23 protein-coding genes are annotated in these 21,168 nt (G+C 35.9%); 11 read left to right on the top strand and 12 right to left on the bottom strand.

All coding sequences use genetic code 11. The features are described from left to right. Positions 1-20: 20 nt before the first annotated feature. Positions 21-368 carry a hypothetical protein gene (locus tag QNJ66_RS00280; protein ID WP_300501857.1) on the top strand — a complete coding sequence of 116 codons (348 nt, stop codon included), beginning with the start codon at positions 21-23 and terminating at the stop codon, positions 366-368. Between the two features lie 36 nt (positions 369-404). Here the strand turns inward: QNJ66_RS00280 and QNJ66_RS00285 are convergent, their stop codons facing one another. Next, a complete protein-coding gene (locus QNJ66_RS00285) occupies positions 405-1,895 on the bottom strand; it encodes a SulP family inorganic anion transporter (protein ID WP_300501858.1) in 1,491 nt (496 codons plus the stop codon). 412 nt (positions 1,896-2,307) lie between these two features. Here QNJ66_RS00285 and dnaN point away from each other — a divergent pair, with 412 nt between their 5' ends. Beyond that, positions 2,308-3,492: a DNA polymerase III subunit beta gene (gene dnaN, locus QNJ66_RS00290; protein ID WP_300501860.1), complete on the top strand. Its 1,185-nt coding sequence runs from the start codon at positions 2,308-2,310 to the stop codon at positions 3,490-3,492. A gap of 55 nt (positions 3,493-3,547) precedes the next feature. On the opposite strand, the gene QNJ66_RS00295 is transcribed toward dnaN, so the two are convergent. The 5 genes from QNJ66_RS00295 to QNJ66_RS00315 form a co-directional block, all read right to left on the bottom strand. Beyond that, entirely contained in the window at positions 3,548-4,723 is a 1,176-nt protein-coding gene (locus QNJ66_RS00295) for a M20 family metallopeptidase (protein ID WP_300501861.1), read from the bottom strand. 115 nt (positions 4,724-4,838) lie between these two features. Then, the gene (locus tag QNJ66_RS00300; protein ID WP_300501863.1) at positions 4,839-5,252 is read right to left on the bottom strand and encodes a nucleic acid-binding protein; all 414 of its coding nucleotides are present in this window, start codon (positions 5,250-5,252) and stop codon (positions 4,839-4,841) included. Further along, positions 5,249-5,527, bottom strand: coding sequence for a hypothetical protein (locus QNJ66_RS00305; RefSeq protein WP_300501865.1), 279 nt, complete (start codon positions 5,525-5,527; stop codon positions 5,249-5,251). Before QNJ66_RS00305 ends, QNJ66_RS00300 begins: the two co-directional genes overlap by 4 nt. 148 nt (positions 5,528-5,675) lie before the next feature. Further along, positions 5,676-6,386: a helix-hairpin-helix domain-containing protein gene (locus QNJ66_RS00310; RefSeq protein ID WP_300501867.1), complete on the bottom strand. Its 711-nt coding sequence runs from the start codon at positions 6,384-6,386 to the stop codon at positions 5,676-5,678. Between the two features lie 2 nt (positions 6,387-6,388). Then, positions 6,389-7,735 (bottom strand): AAA family ATPase, encoded by a 1,347-nt coding sequence (locus tag QNJ66_RS00315; RefSeq protein ID WP_300501869.1) that lies wholly within the window; start codon positions 7,733-7,735, stop codon positions 6,389-6,391. A 296-nt stretch (positions 7,736-8,031) separates the two neighbouring features. Between QNJ66_RS00315 and QNJ66_RS00320 the strand changes: the two genes are divergently transcribed. After that, the gene (locus QNJ66_RS00320) at positions 8,032-9,237 is read left to right on the top strand and encodes a transglutaminase domain-containing protein (protein WP_300501870.1); all 1,206 of its coding nucleotides are present in this window, start codon (positions 8,032-8,034) and stop codon (positions 9,235-9,237) included. Between the two features lie 21 nt (positions 9,238-9,258). Here the strand turns inward: QNJ66_RS00320 and QNJ66_RS00325 are convergent, their stop codons facing one another. Both QNJ66_RS00325 and QNJ66_RS00330 read right to left on the bottom strand, forming a co-directional pair. After that, the gene (locus QNJ66_RS00325) at positions 9,259-10,614 is read right to left on the bottom strand and encodes a tetratricopeptide repeat protein (RefSeq protein ID WP_300501871.1); all 1,356 of its coding nucleotides are present in this window, start codon (positions 10,612-10,614) and stop codon (positions 9,259-9,261) included. 131 nt (positions 10,615-10,745) lie between these two features. Then, entirely contained in the window at positions 10,746-11,195 is a 450-nt protein-coding gene (locus QNJ66_RS00330; RefSeq protein ID WP_300501873.1) for a toll/interleukin-1 receptor domain-containing protein, read from the bottom strand. Positions 11,196-11,337: 142 nt separating this feature from the next. On the opposite strand from QNJ66_RS00330, the gene QNJ66_RS00335 reads away from it, so the two are divergent. The 5 genes from QNJ66_RS00335 (at position 11,338) to QNJ66_RS00355 (ending at position 16,019) form a co-directional block, all read left to right on the top strand. Then, positions 11,338-11,661, top strand: coding sequence for a DUF433 domain-containing protein (locus QNJ66_RS00335; protein ID WP_300501874.1), 324 nt, complete (start codon positions 11,338-11,340; stop codon positions 11,659-11,661). After that, the gene (locus tag QNJ66_RS00340; RefSeq protein ID WP_300501876.1) at positions 11,651-11,986 is read left to right on the top strand and encodes a DUF5615 family PIN-like protein; all 336 of its coding nucleotides are present in this window, start codon (positions 11,651-11,653) and stop codon (positions 11,984-11,986) included. The genes QNJ66_RS00335 and QNJ66_RS00340 overlap by 11 nt, the downstream gene beginning before the upstream one ends. 85 nt (positions 11,987-12,071) lie before the next feature. Next, positions 12,072-13,757 carry a dihydroxy-acid dehydratase gene (gene ilvD, locus QNJ66_RS00345; RefSeq protein ID WP_300501878.1) on the top strand — a complete coding sequence of 562 codons (1,686 nt, stop codon included), beginning with the start codon at positions 12,072-12,074 and terminating at the stop codon, positions 13,755-13,757. A 205-nt stretch (positions 13,758-13,962) separates the two neighbouring features. Beyond that, positions 13,963-15,564 carry a GTP-binding protein gene (locus QNJ66_RS00350; RefSeq protein WP_300501879.1) on the top strand — a complete coding sequence of 534 codons (1,602 nt, stop codon included), beginning with the start codon at positions 13,963-13,965 and terminating at the stop codon, positions 15,562-15,564. Between the two features lie 152 nt (positions 15,565-15,716). Further along, positions 15,717-16,019 carry a YggT family protein gene (locus tag QNJ66_RS00355; RefSeq protein WP_300501880.1) on the top strand — a complete coding sequence of 101 codons (303 nt, stop codon included), beginning with the start codon at positions 15,717-15,719 and terminating at the stop codon, positions 16,017-16,019. 49 nt (positions 16,020-16,068) lie between these two features. Here QNJ66_RS00355 and QNJ66_RS00360 read toward each other — a convergent pair whose 3' ends face one another. Further along, positions 16,069-16,479, bottom strand: coding sequence for a hypothetical protein (locus tag QNJ66_RS00360; protein ID WP_300501967.1), 411 nt, complete (start codon positions 16,477-16,479; stop codon positions 16,069-16,071). 553 nt (positions 16,480-17,032) lie between these two features. Between QNJ66_RS00360 and QNJ66_RS00365 the strand changes: the two genes are divergently transcribed. After that, on the top strand, positions 17,033-17,470 hold the full coding sequence (locus tag QNJ66_RS00365) for a DUF29 domain-containing protein (protein WP_300501882.1): 438 nt from the start codon (positions 17,033-17,035) through the stop codon (positions 17,468-17,470). A gap of 87 nt (positions 17,471-17,557) precedes the next feature. On the opposite strand, the gene trpD is transcribed toward QNJ66_RS00365, so the two are convergent. After that, positions 17,558-18,604 carry an anthranilate phosphoribosyltransferase gene (gene trpD / locus QNJ66_RS00370; protein WP_300501883.1) on the bottom strand — a complete coding sequence of 349 codons (1,047 nt, stop codon included), beginning with the start codon at positions 18,602-18,604 and terminating at the stop codon, positions 17,558-17,560. A gap of 87 nt (positions 18,605-18,691) precedes the next feature. Here trpD and QNJ66_RS00375 point away from each other — a divergent pair, with 87 nt between their 5' ends. Then, positions 18,692-18,967, top strand: a complete 276-nt coding sequence (locus tag QNJ66_RS00375; RefSeq protein WP_300501884.1) for a helix-turn-helix transcriptional regulator — start codon at positions 18,692-18,694, stop codon at positions 18,965-18,967. Here QNJ66_RS00375 and menB read toward each other — a convergent pair. Continuing rightward, positions 18,959-19,792: a 1,4-dihydroxy-2-naphthoyl-CoA synthase gene (menB, locus tag QNJ66_RS00380; RefSeq protein WP_300501886.1), complete on the bottom strand. Its 834-nt coding sequence runs from the start codon at positions 19,790-19,792 to the stop codon at positions 18,959-18,961. The genes QNJ66_RS00375 and menB overlap by 9 nt on opposite strands. A 203-nt stretch (positions 19,793-19,995) precedes the next feature. Between menB and QNJ66_RS00385 the strand changes: the two genes are divergently transcribed. Continuing rightward, the gene (locus tag QNJ66_RS00385) at positions 19,996-20,967 is read left to right on the top strand and encodes a tetratricopeptide repeat protein (protein WP_300501888.1); all 972 of its coding nucleotides are present in this window, start codon (positions 19,996-19,998) and stop codon (positions 20,965-20,967) included. Positions 20,968-20,997: 30 nt separating this feature from the next. Here the strand turns inward: QNJ66_RS00385 and QNJ66_RS00390 are convergent, their stop codons facing one another. Further along, positions 20,998-21,138, bottom strand: coding sequence for a hypothetical protein (locus QNJ66_RS00390; RefSeq protein WP_300501890.1), 141 nt, complete (start codon positions 21,136-21,138; stop codon positions 20,998-21,000). Positions 21,139-21,168: the final 30 nt, after the last annotated feature.

Here is a 21,168-nt window from a genome sequence, read left to right on the forward strand (position 1 = left end):
TCTAGTTAGGATTAAATTTCATGAATAATTTATCAACTGACCACAATAAAACCATACAAGCCATTTTCAACTATTATCAAGAACAACTTTCTCTTAGTTTAAGAGAAATTAAGAAGGTGATTAACCTCTTAGATGCGCCTATTGTGATTTCTGGAAATGAAAACCAATTATCAGAAAAATTGGCTCTAGCTAATCAAATTATTGCCCAAACGACTCAAAGACTAGAAAAACTAGAACAACGTAGTCAATTATTACAAGGACAACCCCATTTAACTGAACTAGAAAGTTATCAAGAAATTCAAGAACTCTTAGTATATCAGTTAGAAAAAGTTAGACAAAAAACCCAAGAATGGCAATACAGTGCTTAACCTTAATTGTAGAGGCAATGGCCTCTACAAAAAAATCTAATGACTAGCTATCTCCTCCAAAGCATCGTCTTGATCGTGAGTCGCTAGTCTTTCTAAAAGGGTGGCACTGGCTTCATTTAAACCAATTATTTGCACTTCTACCCCTCGTTTACGATAACGTAAGACGACTTTATCTACGGCATCTACTGCTGAATGATCCCATAAATGGGCATAGCTTAGGTCTACAGTAACTTTATCTAATTTTTCACGGAAATCAAAGGCACTTAAAAAGCTATCCACAGACACAAAAAACACTTGGCCATTGACACTATAAATACGCTCATTATTTTCTTCTTTTAAGTAAGAATCAACATGAATAAGATTGGCAATTTTCCGACTAAAGAAAATAGCACTCATTGCTACCCCAATCAACACCCCAATAGCTAAATTACGGGTTAAAACTGTGATGAATACAGTGGTTATCATCACGGCGGTTTCATTCTTAGGGAACTTGCCAATATTCATAATAGAACCCCAGTTAAAGGTACTAATAGAAACCATAATCATCACTGCCACTAAAGCCGCCATAGGAATTTGTGCAACCCATTTTCCAAAGACAATAATAAAAATAAGTAGAAAAATACCGGCACTGAGGGTAGAAAGGCGAGCGCGCCCCCCAGACCTAATATTAATAACCGATTGACCAATCATGGCAGATCCAGCCATACCGCCTAAAAATCCAGTGATAATATTGGCCGTCCCGTGGGCTAAGGCTTCTTGGTTTTTATTGCTAGAGGTATCAGTTAAATCATCAACAACATTAGCGGTTAAACAGGATTGAAGTACCCCTACTAAAGAGAGGGCTAAGGCATAAGGGAGGATGATTTGTAAGGTTTCAAAATTAAAAGGAACTTGGGGAAGAGCAAAAATGGGTAAACTGGTGGGTAACGCCCCTTGATCTCCTACAGTTGGGATATCCCATTTCCCTATCCAAGAGACGGCAGTAATGATGATAATAGCTACTAAAGGGGAGGGAATGATGGTAGTTAGTCGTGGTAGGCCATAAATAATGGCTAAGCCGGCAGCAACCGTAGCATAAACTAGGAAAGAAGCCCCTTGAAACTGAGGGAGTTGTGCCTGGAAAATCAGGATAGCCAAAGCATTGACAAATCCGATCATTACGGAACGAGGCACAAAGCGCATCTGGTTTGGGAGTTTGATCCAACCCCAGAGAAGTTGTAGAATACCTGTAAGAATAGTTGTGGCCAAAAGATACTGTAAACCGTTGGCAGGGTGATCTTTGACTAAACTGGTCATTACTAAGGCCATCCCTCCTGTAGCCGCTGAAATCATACCAGGGCGGCCTCCCATAAAGGCGGTGATGACTGCAATGGAAAAGGAGGCATATAAGCCCACTTTCGGGTCAACTCCAGCAATAATGGAGAAGGAGATCGCTTCAGGAATGAGGGCTAAGGCAACAAGTGTCCCTGATAATAAATCGTTTTTGACGTTAGAAAACCAAACCTTTTTGGTAAAAATTTCGCTCATACTTGGGGAAGATTGGGGGAAAAAACAAGGCCATATTACTCATCTTTGGGGGAAATAACAAAAATTGCCGTGATCGATGTTACTTTTTCCTATTTTTCTTGCTCTGTGGAAAAAGTTAAAATTACCTAAAATTACAAAATTTTCTAATATTCTGAATAAATTAATATTTTTGGTGATTTTTAGGCTTTTTATGGGGATTATATTCTATCTAAGCTCAAGGAAATTAGGTTATGTTAGAATTGAGGCGGCGCAGTTGAGAATTTTTGAAATTAATCTGAGAAACCTGTGGAAAACTGTCTCATTTTTTCCACAAATTTTCCACAAGTTTCTAGGAAACAAAAGATTTTTTTAAGTAAGGGAGAAGCTGTTTTAAAATACAATTGATCTACGTTTATCACCTTTTCAAGTCCCTATGAAATTCCTTTGCAGTCAAAGTGATCTTAATAGCAATTTATCTTTAGTCAGTCGCGCTGTTCCTTCTCGTCCCACTCATCCTATCTTAGCTAATGTTTTGGTAGTGGCTGATAGTCAAAAAAATCGAGTTAGCTTAACGGCATTTGACCTCAGTTTAGGTATAGAAACCAGTTTTAGTGCTGATGTTAGCGAAGATGGAAAAATTACCCTACCAGCTAAACTTCTTAATGATATTGTATCACGACTTCCAGAAGGAGAAATCACTCTCATGGTTGAAGAAGACGAAGATAGTGAGAGTCAAATTGTGGCTTTAAAATCAGCGTCGGGACAGTTTCAAGTCAGGGCCATGGATGCGGAGGAATTTCCTCCACTACCAACAGTGGAAGAAGGGGAATCCCTTCAATTACCTATTGTTATGTTAACGGAGGGTTTAAAAGGGGCGTTATTTGCTGCCAGTAGCGACGAAACCAAACAAATTTTAACTGGGGTTCATTTAACTGGGACTCCTGATAGTTTAGAGTTTGCGGCCACCGATGGCCACCGTTTATCTGTGGTAGAAACCTCTTTATCTCCAGAAACGGATGAGGAGGCGGATGAGAAGGAAAAAATCCCTGAAATGCCTAATTTAGAGGGGTTTGCGGTAACGATTCCAGCGCGTGCTTTACGGGAGTTAGAACGAATAATTGGTAATCGCAGTGAATCTGATACCATTGCGTTACAGGTGGATGAGGCTCAAGTGGTGTTTCAATTGGGTTATCAACGTTTAACGGTTCGTAAGTTGGATGGTGCTTATCCTAATTATGAAATGCTCATCCCTCAGCAGTTTACTCGCAGCGTTTGTTTAGAAAGAAAAAGGTTATTGAGTAGTTTGGAAAGGGTAGCGGTTTTAGCTGATCAAAAAAACAATTTAGTCAAGTGTACGTTTAGTCATGAAGAAGGACAAGTTTCTTTATCAGTGGAAACTCAAGATTTAGGTAGTGCTAAAGAATCGATGCCGGCAGAAGTAACGGGGGAAAGCGGAGAAATTGCTTTTAATGTTAAATATTTAATGGATGGTTTGAAAGCATTACCCACCAAAGATATTAAAATGCAGCTAAACGAAGGCAATCAGCCGGTTATTTTTAATCCTTTGGGAGGGTTACAAATGACTTATTTAGTTATGCCGGTTCAGATTGTTAAATAGTTCGGAGTTCGGAGTTGATATCTCTCTCCCACACTCCCCACACTCCCCACACTTCCTAAACTCCCCAATATTTACAAGCAGCATAAGCTAAGGTAACAACCCCGGTAACAATGGCTGACTCATCTACTTCAAAGAGGGGATGATGCAAGGGATAGTTGTCTTTATTGTCATGGCCTACTCCTAAGCGAAACATGGTGCCGGGGGCGTGTTCTAGGTATAAGGAAAAATCTTCGGAACCTAAGGAGGGTTCGGGTAATATTTCGACAAGATCGTTGCCCCATGCTTCTCGACAGGCACTTTCTATGATTTGCGTTAAGTTCAGATCGTTTTGAACCGAAGGCACTCCCCGACGATAGTTCATTTCATATTTCGCGTTGTAAGCATTGCAGACATTGCCAACAATACTTTCTATCCATTCGGGTATGTTGGCGTGGGTTTCTGGATGTAGCGATCGCACTGTTCCGGCCATTCTCACTTGATCGGCGATAACATTGGGTGCGCGGCCTCCTGTTATTTGACCAATGGTCAAAACCAAGGGACGGAGAGGGTTCTGGGTGCGACTGATTGCTTGTTGTAGGGTGGTGATAACCTGAGATGCGATCCAGATAGCATCTGTTGCCTCGTGGGGACGGGCCCCGTGACCGGACTCTCCTTGGATAAAGATTTCAATATCGTCTGCTGCTGCGGTTAAGGCACCGTACCTAATGCCTACAGAACGTGCTGTAAGGGACGGAAATACATGAACTCCAAAAATGCCATCTACATCTCGCATCGCCCCGTCTTGCACCATCCAACTTGCTCCTTGGGCGATTTCTTCGGCGGGTTGGAATAGGAAACGGATGTTACCGGGTAATTGGTCTCGTAACTGGGCTAAAATCATGGCGGTTCCTAGGCCAAGGGTGGTGTGGACATCGTGGCCACAGGCGTGCATTACCCCGGACTTACAGGAGGCAAACTCTAGTTTTGTCCTTTCTTCTATGGGTAAAGCGTCCATATCGGTGCGGATGGCTAAAATTCCTTTTTTTGTGCCATTTCCTTCTAAGTTGCCTACAACCCCTGTTTTTCCTACTGCTTCTTGTACGTGAATACCATAAGATGAGAGAACCCCTGAAACGTAGGCTGCGGTTTGGTATTCTTGTCCACTTAGTTCTGGATGTGCGTGGAAATGACGACGTATTTCGATTAATCTTGGTGCAAGGTCTTCAGCAAGGGTTTTTATTTGGGACAGCATAGGAAATGGCGAGGATTTGGCATTTTTTTAATGTTAATAGTTATTATAAGGGATGCTCAAATTATGGACAGGCTACAAAAGTGTTTGGTTTCTTAAACTATTTTTTTCATCGGTTTTATGTCCTAAGTAAAGCAATAAATCCTGCTTGCTCAAAATGTTTGTCATAAGCTAAAGCTTCTCTTATTTGATAGTTTTGCATGATAATGAATGAAGAACAATCTGTATGGCTCCATTGTTGATCAAGTCGTTGATTGTATAGATTCAATGCTTGTTTAAAAAGTTGAGGGTTTTGTTGAATAATGTCAATATTTGGATTATCGTAGGAACGATTAATTAGGTTCACTGTTGCTTGTTTTAGAAATAAACCTTGTTTGGAAAAACTATCAAGTAATTCTGACAAAATCATTTCACTTGTAATTATTTTTATGGGATTCATTTCTAAGGTTACTTGTCTTGCTTTTTGATGTAAACTATCCTTTTTATTAATCATCGCAATCCAATAACCGGTATCTGCAAATACTATCTTCATTCTTCAATTTGTGGTAAACCGTATAAGTAATGATCTAAATTTTTAGAAAAATCAGTTGGTAGTTGTTCGAGTTCACTTTGGGGAATATCTTGGGTGATTTCATCTATCATATCTAAGATATAATTTTCCTGACTAGAAGGGGTTTGTCTATTCGTATTGGGGGTTATTTTTTGTTTTAAACGAAGTTTAATAAAGAGTAGGAAGTTTAATACTTCTTCGATGAGATAGTCAGGAGATTGTTCAATTTCTTTTAGTAGCTGTTCTTTGGTTGACATGGTTTAAGTATTCTTGTTGATAGGAGTATATTATATTAATCTTAACACCTTTTTCTCAGGTTTTATTAAATCTGATCATCATAAGGGATTCTTTGTTTCAATATTATAGCAGTATTTAGGGACATAATAAATCATGTCCCTATTGTTGTTAATCAGAAAATTGATCAATGATTTTAATCATTGTTTTATCTCCTAATCCTTTAACTCTACTCACCACATCACTACAAGACGTAAAATCTCCATTTTTTTCTCGTTCACTAATAAGCTTTTCAAGAATAGATTTGTTAATACCACCGCGACTTAAATGAGAAACCAGCATCGGTAAACTCAGTGTATTTAAGGCTTTTAAACAATCAATAGGTTCAGGAAGACGTTGTTTAATTTCTGTTAGTTCTTTGTTCAATGTTTCTATTTCGTTCTTATATTTATTTTGCACCTCTGTTAGTTGTCTTTCAAACCTCGCTTCAATATTAGTTAAACGAGATTCCATATTTGATAATTTTTGTTCTGAACCACCTGTTACTATTGTTTTATTTGATGAATTTTGATTAGATTCTCGAAATATTTTTATCTGTGTTTTGATAGCTTCCTCTTTTTTCTCTTCAATGATAAATGCACTAATCATTTCTCCTTTTCTGGGATCAATTTCTCTTGCTCTTACAGCAGCATAATATTCAAAATATCCACAGACAACTTCATAAGATTCTAAGCTTATTTTCTCTAAAATTATTGGGTTAATAATCCCTTCTGCATCTAAAATTGCTTGGGCAGATTTTTCAATTTCTTTTTCATTAAATTGAGAACGTTCTACAGATGAATTGATTCTCTTTACAGATACTAATGATGTTGATAATTTCATGATTATCCTCCTATTTTTTCTAATACTTCATCGGCTAAAATTTCAAATTCTTGTGCTGATTTAGAAGCAGGTTTAAAGTCTAGAATTGACACAGGATTAGGAATTTCTAGATCACCTACAATTTGCATTTTTTCGGCACATTTAGCTAAGTCATCCCTATCATAGATAACTGTTTCCATCATCGGAAGTTCATAACGCTTAGGAATAACATCTAAACGTTTTCTGAGGGTAGCTTTTACAAATCTTGCATTGGTGGAAATTTTACAAGCAAGAATACCTAAAATATCAATAGATTCTCTTCTTATTTGTCGTCTAAAACCATCTACTTTCTTGATAAACTCTTTAACGTTAATTAATCCTTGATTGGCAAAAGGTTTTAGATCAGAAGGAATAATTAAATAATCAGCAGCAATTAGAGCAATTCTAGCATACAAGTTTAATGATGGAGGTGTATCTATGAGAACAATATCATATTTATTTTTTGCTTTTTCTAACTTATCTATCAAAATTAAGCGACTATAATCAACTTGATTTAGTTCATTTTCATACTGCATTAATTCAATATGAGAGGGAATAACATGAATTTCAGGATTAGAAAATTGAGATTTTATAGCTACTTCTTCAATACTATAAAAATCTTCTGATTGTAAGACATGAAGAACATTACAGTCTTTAATATTGTCAAATTCTTCATCTTCAAATTTAACTAAACCAGTGGCAAAAGTTGTGTTAGCTTGACTATCTAAATCAATGACTAAAATTCGTTTTCCTTTCTTACTTAAAGCAGCAGCTAAATTAACAACTGTGGTAGTTTTTCCAACACCACCTTTATTATGATAAACAGCGATAACTTTCATGGATTTCTTGGTTGACTCCTTAATAGATGTTTGAGAAACTTTTGGGACAGAAACAGGTTGAGAAGTAGCTAATCTTTGGGTTAAACTCTCTTTACCAATTAAAGCATTGATTTTGTTGATATTGTTAGCAATATTTTCTCCTTGACAACAAAAGATAAACTTTAATTTATCCTGCGATCGCTGATAAATACGGAATTCTTTCCCATTGGTTAACACCCCATAAAAACTTTTAGTTTTCATCAAATAATGTCCCAAACGACGTACATGATGATCTAAATTTTCTCGGGGATGTTTTGCTTCAATGACAACACAAGAAGAAAAATTTTTGATTTTTTTAACAGCAACGGTTAAAAAATCTAAACGAATATTGTCGTAACGAACTTCTTGATACCAATTATCAGGAGAATACCCTAATTTTGGGAGTAAATATTGAACAATTAGTTTACTCTCTACTTCCCTCTCATTATGACAGGATCTAGGATTAAAGTGCAATTGACTATTTCCTCAATAATAAAAGATAGAGGATACAATGAAATAAAAATAAGGGTTAGGAACAATTATTTAAAAGTAAAATTCACTACTTTTAAAAAGTATATTACATTTATTATCCCTAAGTATATACTGACTAGAAAACGGTACAATTGCTGAATTTTTTAATTACATTTTTGTTATAGATTGTGAATCAAGTAAAATTACTGAGTTAATTATAAACATAGTTTAATATTATAGTTTTCAATCTTATTTGGGAATACTATCAACAACTTAATACTTAGATGGATTTATAAATCATGGTTATATTTTATATAATTATTGGTAGTTTGATTGTTATTACTGTTCTCTTAGTTGTTTATCTTATTTATATAGTTCGTCAACAAAAAATCAAAAAACGTCGTCAATATTCTTATTATGTTTCTCGTCGTCCTAATTTTATAGATAGAATCAAACGTTATTGGAGACGAGTTAATTTACAACATTTACTAGGTTATCTGATAGCTATTGCAGCAGTTATTTATTCTGCTCAAAATTATCCTCAAGGTGATCAAACTTATCAGATAACTGAAATTTATAATAGTACAGTCTTTACTAAAGTTGAAAAACCCACAACAATAGCTGATAAAAATCTCTGGTTATCAAATAGAAATAAACCTCATCCTCTGGTTATGAATATCCCTGCTAATGAAGAGGTTAGCATTAAATCTGTTGCTAATTATATCGCTAACCATGAATCTGATCATTTTCAAAGAATTAAGGCACTTCATGATTATGTAGCAACTCGTATTTCTTATGATGCACCTGCTTATTTTTCAGGAGAATATCCACCTCAAGATGCTCAAACTGTCTTCAAAAGTCGTCAAGCAGTTTGTCAAGGATATGCTAATTTATTAATGGCATTAGGTAAAGCAATTAATGAGGAAATTATTATTATTGTTGGTAATTCTCGAACTGAAATAAGTGATTTATATGGACAAGGACACGCTTGGAATGCAGCAAAAATAGATGGTTATTGGTATTTAATTGATCCCACTTGGGATAGTGGTTATGTTGATGAATCGGGTTTTTATCCCTCTTATAATACAAATTATTTATTTACTCCTCCTGAAGTAATAATTATGAGTCATTTTCCTGATAATAAAGATTGGCAATTATTATCTAATCCTTTAGGGAAAGAACAATTTTTAAATAATCCAATGATTGAACCAGAATTTTTTGCTAAAGGTTTATCTCTTATCTCTCCTAAACAATTCAAAAACAATGTTAATTCTGTGGCAAAAATAGAAATTACTAATCCGAATAATAATTATTTATTTGCCGAATTTAATTTAATTGGAAGTAATAATAATAGCGAAGATAATGACTGTCAAATTAATCAAGGAATAGTTACAAGTATAAAATGCAAATTACCAAAACAAGGAGAATATCTAGTAAATTTATTTGCTTCTCAAGAAAAGTATGGAAAATATAATTATTTAGGACGTTTTCAGTTTAGTTCTTGATTAATTATAATTAAATTTTGTCTATTGATATTTTTCTAATTCTTTTAACTGATATTCTGCTTTTTTTCTTAACTCTGGATAATTAGTTAATTCTAGAACTTTTTTAAAGTGATTAATAGCCTTATCTTTATCACCTTTATTCTTGTAAGCATTCCCTCGATTATAGTAAGCTTGAGCTAAATTAGGATTAAGTTTAATAGCTTTATTATAGTGAGTAATTGCTAACTCATATTCTCCTTGCTTAGAGTAAATAATACCTCGATTAACGTAAGCTTGAGCTAAATTAGGATTAAGTTTAATAGCTTTATTATAGTCAGTAATTGCTAAATCATATTCTTCTTTATAAGCATAAGTAATGCCTCGATTATTGTAAGCACCAGCATAATTAGGATTAAGTTTAATAGCTTGATTATAGTCAGCAATAGCTAACTTATATTTTCCTTGCTTAGAGTAAATAATACCTCGATTATAGTAAGCCTCAGCATCATTAGGATTAAGTTTAATGGCTTGATTATAGTCAGTAATTGCTAAGTTATATTTTCTTTTATCAGAGTAAATATTTCCTCGATTATAGTAATAATTAGCATTATTAGAATTAACTTGAATAGCTTGATTAATGTCAACAATAGCTAAATTATATTCTTTTTTATAAGCGTAAGTAAGACCTCGATTATTGTAAGCAGAAGCATAATTAGGATTAAGTTTAATGGCTTGATTATAGTCAGCAATTGCCAACTCATATTTTCCTTGCTTAGAGTAAATAATACCTCGACTATTGTAAGCAGAAGCATAATTAGGATTAAATTTAATAGCTTGATTATAGTCAGCAATTGCCAAATTATATTCTCCTTTATCAGCGTAAGAATTGCCACGATAAAAATAAAGAACTTCTCTATCTAAAAATGATGAATATTGATCTATTTGTCTCATAGAATCAGTAAAATAACTAATCGCTATATCCCATTCTTCTGCTTCATAATTAATCATTCCCAAAGTAAACAAAGTTAAATAAGCCATTTCCTCTGATAAATGAGTTTGTAAATTAAAATTTTCTAAGTCATCAATTGCCATTCTTTGAAATTTTCCCCTTGCTTCTGCTTCTAACTTAGGATAAGATTTGATTGATTCCATGACTTCAAAATTAACACTAATGGGAACAACCTCTTTTGTTTTTCCATACTTTCCCCAAATAACAATACTAGCTTTTTTTTCTTCCCCTAATTTACGTGCGGTGTCACTATTTTTAACTATCTGATTCCACTCTTTTATCTTCACTCTAGAATAAGATTCCGTAGCTTCTTCTAAGTTCTCTACAATAGTATCTGTCACAAAATAATTCTCAAGTTCTTGTCCCTCAAACTGTGTAACTAATACCAATATTTCCCTCGTTTTCACCGGTTTAAACTGTTGCCATCCAAACCACCCACTTATAGTCAGAATGGGAACAACAATAATAACACTGATTATCTTTTTTACGGGACGTTTAGGAGAAGATAAACTATCCGAATTTACTTTTTTTTTAACTTATCAACTGCCTTACGAATACCTTTAGCAACATTAGTAAATGCTTCATCTTCATTATCCCAACTGGTGATTGGTTTAGCATTTCTTGGTAATGCTTGTAACTTGCCAAAAGTTGCACCTTTCCAGTCTACATCTCTTAAAATAATAGGAATAACCCTTGCTTCCCCTAATTCGTGACGTTCCATCGCCCGTTTTAGTTCAATATCATAACAGTAATCAGATGCTAAAAAATCCGCACTAATTAATAAGAGAATAACTTGTGCTGACTCTAAATGTTCATCAATTTGACCTTTCCATTCTGTTCCTGCTGTAATATCTCGATCATACCAAGCAGAAATAACCTTCTGTCTTTTCAATGTGCTAAGATGCTTTTCTAACTCATCCCGTAAGCTTTCATCCTTATGAGAATAGGAAAAAAATACTTCAACACTCATATAAACTAACCCGTAATCTTAAGTAACTTTGATTATAGCAATACTTAAGAGTTGAGAGTGATATATTTAGGTTAACTTCATACCTGACATGATTTATAATGATATAATTAGTTAAAGCTGCCTATTAATCTAATTTAAACCAATGCCTAGCCAACAAATAAGTACAGAATATATAACAATAGATCCTGATTATTGTTTTGGAAAACCTCGAATTATTGGCACAAGAATAACGGTTGCTGCTATTGCAGAGATGTATTTAGAGATGGGACAATCTTTAGAAAAAATTGCTATCAAATATGATTTATCCTTAGCTGCTGTTTATGCTGCCATGTCATACTATTATGATCACCGAGCAGAAATTGATCGCCATAGTCTTGAAACAGAAAAAATTGTTGAAGAAATGAAATCAAAAAGTGCGTCCTCAAAATTTCAAGAACAATGGAGAAAAATAAACAGTGAAAGATAAAATTTGCTTTCACCTAGATGAACAAGTTGATCCTCAAATTGCTTTACAACTAGGTTCACGTGGTATTGATGTTACAACAACTATAACAGCAGGGTTGCGTACTGCTTCTGATGAATCTCAATTAGATTTTATTCGTCAACAAAAGCGAGTAAATTTTACCCATGATCGAGATTTCCTAATAATTGCTAGTCAAACCAATGAACATCCTGGAATCATTTACTCTAAACAAAGAACTCGTTCTCTTGGTGAAATTATTGAGGGTTTAATGTTAATTTATCAAGTATATTCTCCAGAGGAAATGGTTGGACGGGTTGAATATCTATAACGAATTTTTGTTATCTTTTTAGCTTCTTAAGCAACAGAACAAAGGACAATAGAAATATTGCCAGAGCCATAAGGAGAACACTATAATGTCTGAGAATGTAAGAAGTCGTCTTATCACCCAAGGCAGTCAACGCACCCCCAACCGCGCCATGTTGCGTGCTGTGGGCTTCGGGGACGATGACTTTACTAAACCTATCGTTGGTGTGGCTAATGGCTTCAGTACCATCACCCCTTGTAACATGGGGATTAATGACCTAGCCAAGCGCGCTGAAGCAGGGATTAAAGATGCCGGTGGTATGCCTCAAATGTTCGGTACAATTACTGTCAGTGACGGTATTTCTATGGGTACAGAAGGCATGAAATATTCCCTGGTGTCACGGGATGTCATTGCCGACTCCATCGAAACCGCTTGTAACGCTCAAAGCATGGATGGAGTGATTGCTATTGGTGGATGCGATAAAAATATGCCAGGTGCAATGATTGCAATGGCCAGAATGAATATTCCTGCAATTTTCGTCTATGGGGGAACTATTAAACCCGGCCACTACGACGGGGAGGATTTAACAGTTGTCAGTGCTTTTGAAGCGGTAGGCCAACATAGTGCAGGTAAGATAGATGATAGCACATTATTAGCCATCGAGCGCAACGCTTGTCCGGGTGCCGGTTCCTGTGGGGGAATGTTCACCGCAAATACCATGTCTTCGGCCTTTGAAGTGATGGGAATGAGTTTGCCTTATTCTTCTACAATGGCAGCAGAAGATGCAGAAAAAGCAGACAGTACAGAAAAGTCCGCTTCTGTGTTAGTTAATGCTATCCGTAAGCAGATTTTACCCAGTCAAATTTTAACCCGAAAAGCCTTTGAAAATTCTATTTCTGTAATCATGGCCGTGGGTGGTTCAACTAATGCTGTATTACATCTTTTAGCTATTGCTAATACCATCGGTGTGGAGTTAACTTTAGACGATTTTGAAACTATTCGTCAACGAGTTCCTGTACTATGTGATTTAAAACCATCGGGACGTTATGTTACCGTTAATTTACATCAAGCTGGTGGCATTCCTCAAGTGATGAAAATGTTATTAAATCATGGTTTATTACATGGGGATGCGTTAACTATTTCTGGTGAAACCATCGCAGAAATTTTAGCTGATATTCCCGATGAACCTCCTGCTGATCAAGATGTTATTCGTCCTTGGAATAACCCTGTTTATAAAGAAGGACATTTAGCCATTTTAAAAGGTAATTTAGCCTCCGAGGGTTCCGTTGCTAAAATTAGCGGAGTTAAGAACCCAACAATGACAGGGCCAGCACGAGTATTTGAGTCAGAAGAAGAATGTTTAGAGGCAATTTTAGCAGGGAAAATTAACCCAGGAGATGTGATTATTGTCCGTTATGAAGGTCCCAAAGGAGGCCCAGGAATGCGAGAAATGTTAGCACCAACCTCTGCTATTATTGGGGCAGGTTTAGGTGATTCTGTCGGGTTAATTACCGATGGTCGTTTCTCAGGAGGAACCTACGGTTTAGTTGTCGGCCATGTTGCCCCAGAAGCTTATGTGGGGGGAACTATTGGGTTAGTAAAAGAAGGAGATAGTATCACCATTGATGCCAAAAAAAAGCTATTACAAGTTAACGTTTCTGAGGAAGAATTAGCCCAACGTCGTGCTAATTGGAAAGCCCCCGAACCTCGCTATAAAAGAGGAGTATTAGCAAAATATGCTAAATTAGTTTCTTCTAGTAGTTTAGGGGGAGTTACTGACTTGAATTTGGTTTAAATATTAGGTGGGCATTGCCCACCTAATCTTGTGATATAATAACAATATAATTATTAATAAATAATCTTATTCTACGTGACCTGAGTTCGATATAAGGAAATTTCGAGAAAACTGACTCAAATCAGAAGTCTTAAACCTTCATTCTCTCGTTTAAAAATTTATAACTCCGAACTCCTAACTCCTAACTCCGAACTCAAGTTATTCTATGCCTACTCATCGCTTAATTATATTAATAATTGGTTTAAGTGTAATTATCGGATTAATTATTTCCCTAACTACCTCTATTTACCGACTTTATATACAAATTTCTTTTACAGCACCCTTATTAGCTAATTTTCTCGTTTTTGTAATAATGGGATTATTAGGATTATTAATTTATGGCTTTATTTATTACTTTAATATCTTTTCTTCTAGTCCCTCTCGTGGTTATAAAAAAAGTCGTCCTCAGCTAAAATTACCCGAACAAAAAACAGAAGCAGCACAAGAAAATTTAAAAGCAATTCGTCGCCAACTAGAAACAATTCAAGATAAAGTTGCACAAAAAGCTTTATTAAATCGTTCGCAAGAAATTACCGATAATTTACAAAGAGGTGAGTTGAAAGTTGTTATTTTTGGGACAGGTTCTGCGGGAAAAACATCCTTAGTTAATGCTTTATTCGGGGACATTGTTGGAGACGTAGAAGCAACTATGGGAACTACAAAAATAGGAGAAACTTATTGTTTAAAATTGAAGGGAATATCTAGGGAAATTTTAATCACAGATACCCCCGGTATTCTCGAAGCAGGAATAGAAGGAACCGAAAGAGAAACCTTAGCCAAACAGTTAGCAACCGAAGCAGATTTATTATTATTTGTCGTCGATAATGATCTAAGACAATCTGAATATAATCCCCTAGAAATATTAGTAAATTTAGGTAAGCGATCGCTCCTTGTTTTTAATAAAGTTGACCTCTATACAGAAGAAGAAGAAAACCAAATATTAGAACAACTAAAAGAAAGAGTTAAATCAATTATTGCTGAAAAAGATGTCATTTCGTTATCAGCCAATCCCCAAAGTATTACCTCAGAAAACGGAGAAAAAGTTCAACCACTACCCAATATTACACCCCTAATAAAACGACTAGCAGCTATATTGAGAGCAGAAGGAGAAGACTTAATTGCGGACAATATTTTATTACAATCTCAACGGTTAGGAGAAGAGGCAAGAAAACTGATTGATCGTCAGAGAAAACGACAAAGTGAGCAGGTAATTGATCGTTATCAGTGGATTAGTGCCGGAGTTATTGCAGTTACACCCTTACCCGTAGTAGATATGTTAGCAACCGCCGCAGTTAATGCACAAATGGTAATGGAAATAGGGAAAGTTTATGGTTGCGAAATTAATAGCGATCGCGGTAAAGAATTAGCTTTATCTTTAGGGAAAACTTTAGTAAGTTTAGGAGTAGTAAAAGGTGCAGTTGATCTGTTAGGAAAAGTCCTACAATTAAACATAGCAACCTATTTAGTAGGAAAAGTCATTCAAGGAGTAACTGCTGCTTATTTAACCCGTATTGCTGGTAAAAGTTTTATGGAATATTTCCGTCAAGATCAAGACTGGGGAGATGGAGGGATCACAGAAGTAGTGCAAAGACAGTTTCAACTGAGTCGCAAAGATGAATTTCTCAAAGCTTTTGTTCAAGATGCTATCACCAAAGTAGTGCAACCCTTATCAGATGGTTGGGAAGAAGACAGAGAAAATATCGAACCCATTAAACAACCCCCTCTACAACAAAAAGCTGTGTTAGAAGAAGAAGAGGATGATTGGTAAACTACTCTCAGCGATCGGTGATCAGTGATCAGTTTTTTTAGTCACCCCTTAACCCTCAACTCCTTAAAATTAACCTTGCTGAGTTACATTTAATCTAAATTTGATATAAGATCAATGGATAGACCTATAATTTATCGGGAAAATTGTTCATTATGTATATTGCATTAAACACTCTCTATTGGTTTTTTACCATCTATTACGTACTAATCATTGTTCGTGTTCTCTTGTCATGGTTTCGAGGCCAGGAGTGGTCCTATAACATTATATCTTTTTTAAGTCCCATTACTGACCCTTACCTTGACATTTTTCGTTCCTTTATACCCCCATTAGGTAGTATCGACATATCTGCTATTTTAGCTATTTTTCTTTTACAATTTCTGGCAGATCGAGCCAAAGTCCTTGCTGTTTCTGCTGCTATTAGCAGTGGATTCCATTTTGGTATGACAGGATTCTAAAATATCAGAAAATACCCCATCAGTAATTATTGATGGGGTCTTGAACTATTTAGAAGATAGGTGTTACTTTTGTGGTAAACCCAGAAGCTTTAAACTTCTTCAATTTTAAGGGAGTTGGTTGATTAGCTGGAACCGTAATTCTTATTTCAAAATCGCTCACTCCTGGGGGTACTTCTGCAATAGAACCCACACGATTTCTGTTTTGTAAAGCAGGCTCGTTATTAGCATCTAAAATGCGCCCAAAAACATCAGCATCATAAAGAGTTTTACCTGATGTATTTTTAGCTTTTCCTGTTATAATATAACAAGCAGCAGGAAGACTAGAACCCCCACTGGTAACATTTCCTTCTGCTAATTCTGCGGGACAATCTTTATAAGAGACATCCAATAGTTTAATATTAGTTAAAGCCAATGCTGGTGAACTCCATAAGCTGCTAAATAGGGAGAATACACACCCCATTATTATAGCGATCGCATAATTTTTTATAGACTGTAACATTAATCATTTCCTCAAGTTTTAGTTTGAAGGTAATTTAGCTTTCTTAATTATAATAACAAGATAAGTCGTCTCAACCTCTAAAATTTTTTCATGTTTCGGCGTTTTATTCAATGTTTGCCTATTCTTCTAGCTGTCTCCTTATTAACTCTTTCTATTGTCACTATTAGCAATCATTTTGAGTCCCATAATCCTGTTAATATTTTACACTATTTAAGTAACCTGACAACAACTCGTAAAGTTGGTGTAATTGCTTTGACAAGTTTAGGGTATTTAATCATGACAGGTTATGATTTTTGGGGGTTTTATTATATCAATCAATGGCACATAATTAAAAATAATTTTTGTTTGTTTTATAGGGTTTTTAGCTGATTCATAAGCATTAATCCATTGAGATAATAATCCTAATCCTAGAGTTTTGAAGTGGTTACTATTGCGCAACAGTTATATCTGGTGATCATTTTTACCTATGATTCAAGATATAATTTGAGAATACATGGATTTCAAAGGGTAACCGATGAATCAAATATCTACTAAAATCGATCAAAATGAATCATTAACTTATGAAGAAGACTTTTATGAGTGGACGATTGAACAATCTCAAGCATTACGTGATCGCCAGTTAAAATTATTAGATTGGGATAACTTAATAGAGGAGATAGAAGCATTGGGTAGAGAACAACTCCACGCAGTAGAAAGTTATCTAAAGCAGTTAATTGCCCATCGTTTTAAACTAGAATATGTCAATGATGAATATTGTCGTCGAGGATGGCAAAAAGAAATTAATACATTTAAAGATGGAATTGATGATCGTTTAACTAATTCATTGAGACGCAAAATTAATCTCGAAAAAGTTTATCAACGAGCAAAAAGAGACCTATTAATAGATTATCCAGAACTTAAAACAAAGCTACCAGAAACATCACCATATTCTTTAGATGAATGGCTCCAATGACATCCCGACAAGTATGTATTTGTAGGGACATAATAGGATTATGTCCTGATATATTCTCAATGACAACTAATTTTTGTACTGCTATATTTATGCTAAAAACTGGACTAAAGAAGTCAACTTATCCCAAGCAGCCCCACTTTTAAGGATATCTTGAGCCATTTCTACTGCTTGTTGATGAGCGCACCAAGGAACAACATCACCCACCTGTAAAGCTAAAGCAGCATTAACGGCCACCGCATCCCGTTGTGCAGAAGTACCTTTTCCCTGTAAAACATCCGTCAAAATAGTCGCATTTTCCTGCACATTTCCCCCTTTTAAAGCAGTTAAAGGTGCAACAGTTAAACCCAAACTTTGAGGGTTGATTTCCCCTAAACTCACCTCACCGTCTTTTAAAAATGCCACATCAGTAACGTCTCCTAAACCTGCTTCGTCTAGGGTTTCCCTACCATGTAAAACCATTCCTTGAGCAATACCTAATTGATTTAAAGCTTCCGCCATAGGACGAATAAACTGAGGATGATAAACCCCAATAATTTGACCTGTAGGACGTAAAGGGTTAACCAAAGGCCCCAATAAATTAAAAATAGTGCGAACTTTGAGAGTTTTCCGCAATGGTGCAACGTGCTTCATAGCAGGGTGCCAACCTGGGGCAAATAAGAAAGTAATACCCACTTTTTCTAATGCTTCGGCCACCTTTTCGGGTGTAGCTGCTAGTTTAACCCCTAAATATTCTAAAACATCAGCAGAACCGACTTTACTGGAAGCCGAACGGTTGCCATGTTTAGCCACTTTTACCCCGGCGGCCGCAGCAACAAAAGCTACCGCCGTCGAAATATTAAAAGTTGATGCCCCATCCCCTCCGGTACCACAAGTATCAATCACAGGAACATTATGAACTATTGCCGTTTCTTGGAGAGACTGTTGTTGCAACACTCGGGCCATTCCTGCAAGTTCATCCCCTGAAACCCCTTTGCCTTGAAGCGTCACTAAAATAGCCCCTGATAACACAGGGGGAATAGTCTCATTTAACCATCCTTGCATCAGTTGGCCTGCTTGAGTCTGAGAAAGGGACTCACCATCAAGGAGTTGTTGTAGTAAACTTTGGGTAAATTCTAAAGAATCTTGAGTAATCATTATTGATAACTGGTAACTGATAACTGAATTTGACAATATTAGCGAACTAAATGGGAATACTAAGCATAGAGAGTCAATATTGATCCTATGACATCAGCGCAAAAGTCCCGAAGAAGTATTGCAGTCACAGAGACTGGCAAACGCAAACTTAGAGAAGCCCAAAACCGAAGCGGTGGTAAACGTATTACCTATGAAAACATCGAGGAAACCCTAAATTGTCGGGTATCTCGTAGCACGATTGAACGATTTTTTCGCGGTAAAGCCGTGGACATTGACAATGCCATTAGCATTGTAGAAGTGTTGGGCTTAGACATGGAAGAAGTGGTTGATATTGCCATTTACGACAAAATTAGGCTAAGGTAGCCAGGGATATTGCCGAAAATCAGGGGGACGCTTCTCTAAAAAGGCTTGTTTCCCTTCTGCTCCTTCTTCTGTCATATAGTAGAGTAATGTGGCATTCCCGGCCAACTCTTGTAAACCCGCTTGTCCGTCGCAGTCGGCATTAAAAGCAGCTTTGAGACAACGAATGGCGATAGGACTCTTCGCTAATATTTCTGTTGCCCATTGCACCCCTTCTGTTTCCAATTTTTCCACAGGAACCACACAATTAACTAAACCCATATCTAAAGCCTGTTCTGCGTTATATTGACGACAGAGAAACCAGATTTCTCTAGCTTTTTTCTGCCCCACAATACGGGCTAAATAACTCGCCCCAAAACCACCGTCAAAACTACCCACTTTTGGACCAGTTTGCCCAAAAACAGCATTATCAGCAGCGATGGTAAGATCACAAATTAAATGTAAAACATGACCCCCACCGATGGCATAACCGGCTACTAAGGCAATGACTATTTTAGGGAGGGATCGGATCAATCGTTGTAAGTCTAGCACATTTAAACGAGGAACCCCTGCATCATCGACATAACCGGCGTGGCCACGTACACTTTGGTCTCCCCCAGAACAAAAGGCGTATTTTCCATCGGTATGAGGTCCGGCCCCAGTTAGTAAGATGACCCCAATGGTACTATCTTCTCTAGCATCGCAAAAGGCATCGTATAATTCAAAGACGGTTTTGGGGCGAAAAGCGTTGCGTTTATGGGGACGGTTAATGGTTATTTTGGCTATACCATCCGCTTTATGATACAAGATATCTTCGTAAGTTTTGACAATTTGCCAGGTTATTTCCATCAGCTAAGAAAAAATAAGCTTCAACCCTCTATTAAACCATGATTTAAGTTATAAAATTGGGAATGAAATTAAGATAATTTGTCAATCAAAATTTACAAAAATTAAATAAGAATATCAACCTAATGAATACTTAAATTATAAAAAAACTATTAAGAAATGGTATCCTCGATATTATACCTCTAACAAAACTAGATATATTAATAATGACAAGAAAAATCAGCGAACAAAACCTAAAGCTTACTCAAGCAGCACAACTGACTAAACAAGCATCAATATTATACCAACAAGGCAACTATTCAAAAGCTATACTCAAGACAAAAGAAGCATTAGAAATAAGAAAAACTATTTTAGGAAATGAGCATATAAAGGTGGCAGTTACCCTTAATAATCTAGCCACATTATATAATGCTCAAGGGAACTATTCTGAAGTAGAACTACTTCTAAAACAAGCAATTAAACTTTATCAAAAAAACCTGGGAGAAGAACATCCTTCTGTAGCAACTGGACTTAACAATTTAGCTCTTTTATACAATGCTCAAGGAAAATATTCTCAAGCAGAATTCGGGTTTAAACAAGCACTTGAAATCACAAAAAAAAGCCAGGGAGAAGAGCATATAGATGTAGCAACTGCACTCAATAATTTGGCTCTTTTATATAATGCTCAAAAAAGATATACTCAAGCAGAACCTCTTTTGAAACAGTCACTTGAAATCAGAAAAAAGTTACAAGGAGAAGGGGATATAGAGGTGGCGACTGCACTCAACAATTTAGGATTTTTATATAATTATCAACGCCGATATTCAGAAGCAGAATGTCTTTTTAAAGAGGCACTTGAATTTAGCAAAAAACTACTAGGAGAAGAAAATCATTATGTAGCAGGTAGCCTCAATAATCTAGGAACATTATATAATGAACAAAAACGATATTCAGAAGCAGAAACCTTTTTGCAACAGGCACTTATGATTTATAAAAAAATACTAGGAGAAAATCATCCCTATCTTATACAAACCTTTTCTAATTTAGCAACATTATACAATAACCAAGATAAATATGCTCAAGCAGAAATTTTTTATGAACAAGCAATTAAACTCAGTAAAGAACTATTAGGAGAAAATCATCCAAATACAAAAACAATTATGCAACATTATCTATCAATGAAATATCGGATGAGTTAAATTATTAATAATAATTTTGTTCGGCTAGCCTTAATAATCTAGCCACATTATATTCGTCGAGTTGTATTGTTCTTTGAGGTTGTTGAGTAAAACTGCAAATTCTATTTCTCCCGTAGCATCCACTCCTACTAAGGCTTCATCGAGGACTAAAAGACAACGAACAATATGCACTATCTGATATTGATCTTCCTCGTCTCCATC

It is taken from the genome of Crocosphaera sp., from assembly GCF_030064895.1.
Taxonomy (GTDB): Bacteria; Cyanobacteriota; Cyanobacteriia; order Cyanobacteriales; family Microcystaceae; genus Crocosphaera.

What these genes read in the sequence shown, in the direction of transcription:
- QNJ66_RS00280 (WP_300501857.1), top strand. Translation starts at nt 21, where the DNA reads ATGAATAATTTATCAACTGACCACAATAAAACCATACAAGCCATTTTC.
- QNJ66_RS00285 (WP_300501858.1), bottom strand. Translation starts at nt 1,895, where the DNA reads ATGAGCGAAATTTTTACCAAAAAGGTTTGGTTTTCTAACGTCAAAAAC.
- dnaN (WP_300501860.1), top strand. Translation starts at nt 2,308, where the DNA reads ATGAAATTCCTTTGCAGTCAAAGTGATCTTAATAGCAATTTATCTTTA.
- QNJ66_RS00295 (WP_300501861.1), bottom strand. Translation starts at nt 4,723, where the DNA reads ATGCTGTCCCAAATAAAAACCCTTGCTGAAGACCTTGCACCAAGATTA.
- QNJ66_RS00300 (WP_300501863.1), bottom strand. Translation starts at nt 5,252, where the DNA reads ATGAAGATAGTATTTGCAGATACCGGTTATTGGATTGCGATGATTAAT.
- QNJ66_RS00305 (WP_300501865.1), bottom strand. Translation starts at nt 5,527, where the DNA reads ATGTCAACCAAAGAACAGCTACTAAAAGAAATTGAACAATCTCCTGAC.
- QNJ66_RS00310 (WP_300501867.1), bottom strand. Translation starts at nt 6,386, where the DNA reads ATGAAATTATCAACATCATTAGTATCTGTAAAGAGAATCAATTCATCT.
- QNJ66_RS00320 (WP_300501870.1), top strand. Translation starts at nt 8,032, where the DNA reads ATGGTTATATTTTATATAATTATTGGTAGTTTGATTGTTATTACTGTT.
- QNJ66_RS00330 (WP_300501873.1), bottom strand. Translation starts at nt 11,195, where the DNA reads ATGAGTGTTGAAGTATTTTTTTCCTATTCTCATAAGGATGAAAGCTTA.
- QNJ66_RS00335 (WP_300501874.1), top strand. Translation starts at nt 11,338, where the DNA reads ATGCCTAGCCAACAAATAAGTACAGAATATATAACAATAGATCCTGAT.
- ilvD (WP_300501878.1), top strand. Translation starts at nt 12,072, where the DNA reads ATGTCTGAGAATGTAAGAAGTCGTCTTATCACCCAAGGCAGTCAACGC.
- QNJ66_RS00350 (WP_300501879.1), top strand. Translation starts at nt 13,963, where the DNA reads ATGCCTACTCATCGCTTAATTATATTAATAATTGGTTTAAGTGTAATT.
- QNJ66_RS00355 (WP_300501880.1), top strand. Translation starts at nt 15,717, where the DNA reads ATGTATATTGCATTAAACACTCTCTATTGGTTTTTTACCATCTATTAC.
- QNJ66_RS00360 (WP_300501967.1), bottom strand. Translation starts at nt 16,479, where the DNA reads ATGGGGTGTGTATTCTCCCTATTTAGCAGCTTATGGAGTTCACCAGCA.
- QNJ66_RS00365 (WP_300501882.1), top strand. Translation starts at nt 17,033, where the DNA reads ATGAATCAAATATCTACTAAAATCGATCAAAATGAATCATTAACTTAT.
- trpD (WP_300501883.1), bottom strand. Translation starts at nt 18,604, where the DNA reads ATGATTACTCAAGATTCTTTAGAATTTACCCAAAGTTTACTACAACAA.
- QNJ66_RS00375 (WP_300501884.1), top strand. Translation starts at nt 18,692, where the DNA reads ATGACATCAGCGCAAAAGTCCCGAAGAAGTATTGCAGTCACAGAGACT.
- menB (WP_300501886.1), bottom strand. Translation starts at nt 19,792, where the DNA reads ATGGAAATAACCTGGCAAATTGTCAAAACTTACGAAGATATCTTGTAT.
- QNJ66_RS00385 (WP_300501888.1), top strand. Translation starts at nt 19,996, where the DNA reads ATGACAAGAAAAATCAGCGAACAAAACCTAAAGCTTACTCAAGCAGCA.